1 pseudogene is annotated in these 6,286 nt (G+C 69.3%); it reads left to right on the top strand.

Features of this window, described 5'->3' with window-relative positions:
* A pseudogene (locus FBZ89_RS31100) lies at window positions 1-6,286 on the top strand (hypothetical protein); the annotation flags it as partial.

Raw genomic sequence — 6,286 nt, 5'->3', positions numbered from 1 at the left:
CGGCCAGCCTGACGGGCGGCGCCGTCGTCGCCACCCTGTCGTCCACGGTCAATTACCTGGCGGGCCAGGTCGGTCCCACCCTGATGACCGGCGGCACCGGGTCCAACTACGCCGGTGTCAGCCTGGTCTCCAACGTCAGCGGCCTGGCCATCGCCGCTGACGTCGCCACCATCGGCGGCACCGTCGATCTGATGGCGGTGGCGGCCAACGATTACATCGGTGGCACCCTGGGCAGCCTGGGTAATGGCGGTACCATCACCGGCGTGGAGACGGCGGCCTATATCGCCACCACCGGCAGCCTGGGCACCCTGGCCAACAGCGGCACGCTGGACGGCGGGCGCTACGGTATCTACAACCGCGGCACGGTCGGCCTGGTGGACAATGGCGGCACGGCCACGGGCATGATCGGCCTGTTCAACCGGGGCAGCATCGGCACGGTCTTCAACACCGGCACCTTGAGCGACGCCCCATCGGCCGAGGCGGCCGGCCTGAACAACCAGGGCACCATCGGCAGCATCCTGAACCAGGGGCTGATCAGCGGCACGGGCTTCGGCCTGTATAACCGCGGCACCATGGGCACGGTCAGCAATACCGGCTCCATCGCCGGGCAGGTGGCGTTCCAGAACACCGGCACCATTGAGGTGGTGAACAACAGCGGGACAATCACCGACGCTTCCGGCGTGACCAGCGCGGGTTTCGCGAACATCGGCACCGTGGGCACGCTGAACAACAGCGGTGCCATTAGCGGCGTGACGCATGGCCTGTACAACGAAGGCACCATCGGCCAAGTCAACAACAGCGGCGTGATTTCGGCGGCCACCGCCATCGTCAACAGCGGCATGCTGGGCATCCTGGCCAACAGCGGCACCATCGCCGGCAACATCGTCAACGACAGCGCTGATACACTCACCATCACCGGCGGCACAGGCACCACCATCGGCACGCTGACCGGCCAGAACGGCGCCCAGGGCACCATCACCAGCACCATCACCAGCACCGGCGCCAACGTGGTGCTGGCAGGCGGCAACCTATTGCTGAACGACCAGGTAAATGTCGGCACGGGCACGCTGGTGAACAGCGGCGCCAACCTGCTGCTGACCGGCGTGGTCAGCGTGGCGGGCAACTACAGCCAGTCGGCCGGCACCCTGGCCATGGGCGTGGGCAGTTCCGTCACCGGTGAGTTGCTGGTCAGCGGTGCCGCTTCCCTGACGGGGGGCACGGTGGCCGTGACGGCGCTGGACGGCGCCAACCTGCTGGCGGGCCAGAGCTACACCATCGTCGAGGCTGGCAGCGGCACCCTGACGGCCACCGGCCTGACCGCCCAGGTCAGCGGCTTCAGCGCCACCCTGGGTACCGCCTCCAACGGCGGCGCCAAGGACCTGCTGCTGACCTTGCTCAGCGACTATGTCAGCGGCACGCTGGGCACCCTGACCAACAGCGGCACCATCAACGCCGCCACGGCGGTGCTGATCACCAGCGCCGGCAGCCTGGGCACCCTGGCCAACAGCGGCACCATCATCGGCAATGTGGTGAACGACAGCGCCAACGACCTGGTGATCGTCGGTGGCGGCCCAAATGGCGTTAATGGCGGCACGGTGGGCGGCTTCTCGGGCGGCACCATCCGCAACAACCTGTCCAACCTGACCTTCGCCTCGGGCAACGTCAGCCTGGCGGACGCCATCAACGTGGGCAGCCACACGGTGGTGAACGGCGGCGCCACGCTGACGTTGGCCAGCACGGTCAGCATCACGGGCAACTACGCCCAGTCGACGGGCACGCTGGCGCTGGGCAGCAACCAGCTGGCGGTCAGCGGGGTGGCCAGCATCAGCGGCGGCGTGGTCAGCACGACCTTCGACACGACGACCAACTACATCGTGGGCTCGCCCACCGGGGTGATCCTGGTGCAGGCGGGGGCCGGGTCCAGCTACACCGGGGTTGACGTGCTGTCGGGCATCACCGGCCTGACGGTGGGTGCCGGTACCCAGACCATCGGGTCCGACGTGGACCTGGTGCTGGCAGCGGTGAACGACTACATCGGCGGCTCGCTGGGCACGCTGAACAACAGCGGCACCATCAGCGGCGTGGTGACGGCGGCCTACATCGGCACCCTGGGCAGCCTGGGCACGCTGGTCAACAGCGGCGTGCTGGACGGTGACTTCTATGGTATCCGCAACCGCGGGACCATCGGCCTGGTGGACAACAGCGGCACGGCCACGGGCCAGGTGGGCCTGTGGAACCAGGGCACCATCGGCACGGTGCTGAACACGGGCATCCTGAAGGACGCGCCGGAGGTCAACGCCGCCGGCCTGAACAACCAGGGCACCATCGGTGCCGTCATCAACCAGGGCGGCACCATCAGCAGCGTCGCCTACGGCCTGTACAACAGCGGCAGTATCGGCAGCATCGACAATAGCGGCCTGATCAGTGCCACCGACACGGTCAGCGGCCGGGGCCTGCGCAACAGCGGCACCATCGGCAACGTCAGCAACAGCGGCACCATCGCCGGTGTCACCGCCCTGTACAACCAGGGCAGCATCGGCACCATCGCCAACAGCGGCGTCATCGCCGGCAGCATCGTCAACACCAGCGCCAACGCCCTGGTGTTCACCGGCGGCGCCGGTTCCGCCATCGGCACCCTGACGGGCCAGAACGGCGCCATCGGCACGATCACCAGCACCAGCGGCACCGTGGAACTGGCCAGCGGCAACCTGCTGCTGAACGACCAGGTGAATGTCGGCACGGGCACGCTGGTGAACAGCGGCGCCAACGTGCTGCTGACCAACGCTATCAGCGTGACGGGCAACTACAGCCAGTCGGCGGGCAATCTGTCCATGGGCATCGGCAGCGGCACGGCGGGTGAGCTGCTGGTCAGCGGTGACGCCGCCTTCACCGGCGGCACGGTGGCGGTGACGGCGCTGTCGGGTAGCAACCTGATCGCGGGCCAGAGCTACACCATCGCCGAGGTGGGCGGGACCTTGACCACCAGCGGCCTCAGCGCCGCGGCCACGGGCTTCAGCGCCACGCTGGGCAGTGGCACGAACGGGTCGGCCACCGACCTGTTGCTGACCCTGCTCAGCGATTATGTCAGTGGCACGCTGGGCACCCTGACCAACAGCGGCACCATCAACGCCGCCACGGCGGTGCTGATCACCAGCGCCGGCAGCCTGGGTACCCTGGCCAACAGCGGCACCATCATCGGCAACGTGATCAACAATAGCGCCAATGACCTGGTGGTCGTGGGCGGCACCGGTGGCACGGTGGGCGGCTTCTCGGGCGGCACCATCCGCAACAGCCTGAGCAACCTGACCTTCGCCTCGGGTGCGGTCAGCCTGGCCGACGCCATCGACGTGACCGGCCACACCGTCAGCAACACCGGGGCCAGCCTGACGCTGGCCGGCGACGTGGCGGTGACGGGCAACTACGGCCAGACGGCGGGCACCCTGTCGGTGGCCGGCCATGTCCTGGACGTCAGCGGGGCGGCGCAGGTGACGGGCGGCGTGGTGGATGCCGGGATGAGCGGCACGGCCAATTACCTGGTGGGCGACAGCGTCACCCTGATCCGGGGCGGCAACGGCTCGACCTACACCGGCTCCACGGTGGTCAGCGGCCTCATGGGCCTGGACGCCACGGGTGCTGCCAGCGGCAGCAACTTGGCAGCCGTGGCGGGCAACGACTACATCGGCGCCAGCCTGGCCGCGCTGACCGTCACCGGCACCCTGGCCAATACGGCCGGCGGGGCCACGGCGTTGTACATCGCGTCCACCGGTACGTTGGGCAGCCTGGCCAACAGCGGCGTCGTCAGCGGCAACGTGACCAACGTCTCCGCCCGGGATCTGACCATCACCGGCGGGTCCAACGGCACGGTGGGTGCGTTCACCGGCGGCACGATCCGCAACACCGGCGCCAACGTGGTGTTCGCGTCGGGCGCGGTGGCCCTGGGCGACCAGATTGACGTGGGCGGCACGCACACGGTCAGCAACATCGGGGCGGCCATCGGCCTGACCACGGACGTTGGCGTCAACGGCACCTATACCCAGAGCGCGGGCAGCCTGACCGTGGGCGGCCATGTGCTGACGGTCAGCGGCCCGGCGCTGGTCACGGGCGGCACGGTCAGCGCCGGCGTCTCCGGCGTGGGCAACTATTTCGTGGGCGACAGCGTGACCATGATCCAGGGTGGGGCGGGCTCGTCCTACACCGGGGCCGTGGTCACCAGCGGCTTGACCGGCCTGGACGCCAAGGGTTCGGTCAGCGGCGGCGACCTGCTGGCCGTGGCGGGCAACGACTACATCGGGGCCAGCCTGGCCACCCTGAACGTCACGGGTACCCTGGCCAACAATGCCGGCGGGGCCACGGCGCTGTACGTCGCCAGCACCGGCACGCTGGGCAGCCTGGCCAACAGCGGCACCATCAGCGGCAACGTGGTGAACCAGTCGGCCCGGGATCTCACGATCAACGGAGGGGGCAACGGTGCCGTGGGTCGCTTCACGGGTGGCACCATCACCAACACGGGCGCCAACGTGGTGTTCGCGTCCGGCGCCATCAGCCTGGGCGACGCCATCAACGTGGCGACGCACACGGTCAGCAACGCTGGCGCCAGCATCGCCCTGGCATCCGACGTGGCCGTCACGGGCAACTTCGCCCAGAGCAGCGGCACGCTGGCCGCCGGCGGTCATGTGCTGACCGTCAGTGGAGCGGCCAATGTGACGGGCGGCGTGGTCAACGCCGGGGTCAGCGCCACCGGCAACTACATCGTCGGCGACAGCGTCACCCTGATCCAGGGCGGCACGGGCTCCAACTACGCCGGGGCCACGGTCACCAGCGGCATCACCGGCCTGTCGGCCAACGCCGTGACCAGCGGCAGCAACTTGTTGGCGGCGGCGGGCAACGACTATATCGGTGCCAGCCTGGATACCCTCAACAACACCGGCACGGTGGCCAGCCCGACGGCGCTGTACATCGCCAGCACCGGCACGCTGGGCACGCTGGCCAACAGCGGGGCGCTGGCCGGCAACATCACCAACCTGTCGACCGGCGACCTGATCATCAATGGCGGCAGTCTGGCCACCCCGGGAACCCTGACCGGGTTCAATGGCGCCATCGGCACGATCAGCAACACCGGGAGCAACGTGCGCTTCACCGGCGGCGTGCAGCTGCTGAACGACCATATCAACGTCGGCAGCCACACGGTGTTCAACAGCGGGACCACCCTGCTGGTGAACAGCGCCATCAACATCACCGGCGGCTACAGCCAGTCGGCAGGCACGCTGGCCATCGGCGTGACCACGCCCACCAGCTACGGCAACCTGGCGGTCAGCGGTGCCGCGGCCTTCACCGGCGGCTCGGTGCTGCTGCAGGGCGTGGGCAGCGGGGCGGGCGCCCTGCAGGCCGGCACCTACACCATCGCCTCGGGCAATGGCCTGAGCCTCAGCGGCGTGGACTTCACGGCCACGGGCTACACCGTGACCAGCGACTTGGTGACGGTGGGCGGCACCACCCAGCTGGTGGTGAAGGTGGCGGGCAAGGCCACCAACTACACGGCGGTGGGCAATGCCCAGGGCGGCGCGGCGGTGGGGACGGGCTCGGCCCTGGACCAGATCGCGGCGCTGGCCAGCAACAGCATCACCACCAACCCGCAGCTGGCGGCGTTCACGCAGCAGGTGCTGGCGCCGTTGGCGACGCTGTCGCCGGCGGCCAAGCAGGTGGCGGTGGCGCAGCTGTCGCCCAGCCAGCTGACGCCGCAGCTGACGGCGACCTCGGTGACGCCCACCACCACGGCCATCAGCCAGCACCAGGAGACGGTGGCCAGCCTGATGGACGGCGGGGAGAAGGGCATGGCCGCGGGCTCCAACGGGCGCGAGGGGGTGATCTGGGGCGAGGTCGTGGGCGCCGGCGTGCTGCGCGGCACGACGACGGAGGCGGCGGGCTACCGCGCCAGCAGCAGCGGCCTGGTGCTGGGCGCCGACTGGTTCGCCAGCGACGAGGTCATGGCCGGCCTGGCGTTCAGCTGGATCAACAGCGCGTCGGTGGGCCAGGGCGTCATGGCGGGCAGCCTGACGCGGGTGGGCAGCTACCAGTTGACCGCCTACAGCGTCTGGCGTCCGGACTTCGCCGACCAGAAGCTGTCGGTGGAGGGCCAGGTGGGCTGGGGCTACAACCACTTCGACCAGCGCCGCGACATCGCCTTCCTGGGCGCCCGCGCCAACGCCAACTACGGTGGCGAGCAGTACCTGGGCAAGGTGACGGTGGGCTACGACCTGCCGCAGCAGGGGGCGTTCACCTTCACGCC

This window comes from Nitrospirillum amazonense, assembly GCF_007828045.1.
GTDB lineage: Bacteria > Pseudomonadota > Alphaproteobacteria > Azospirillales > Azospirillaceae > Nitrospirillum > Nitrospirillum amazonense_C.
This window is presented reverse-complemented; position numbering and strand designations above follow the sequence as displayed.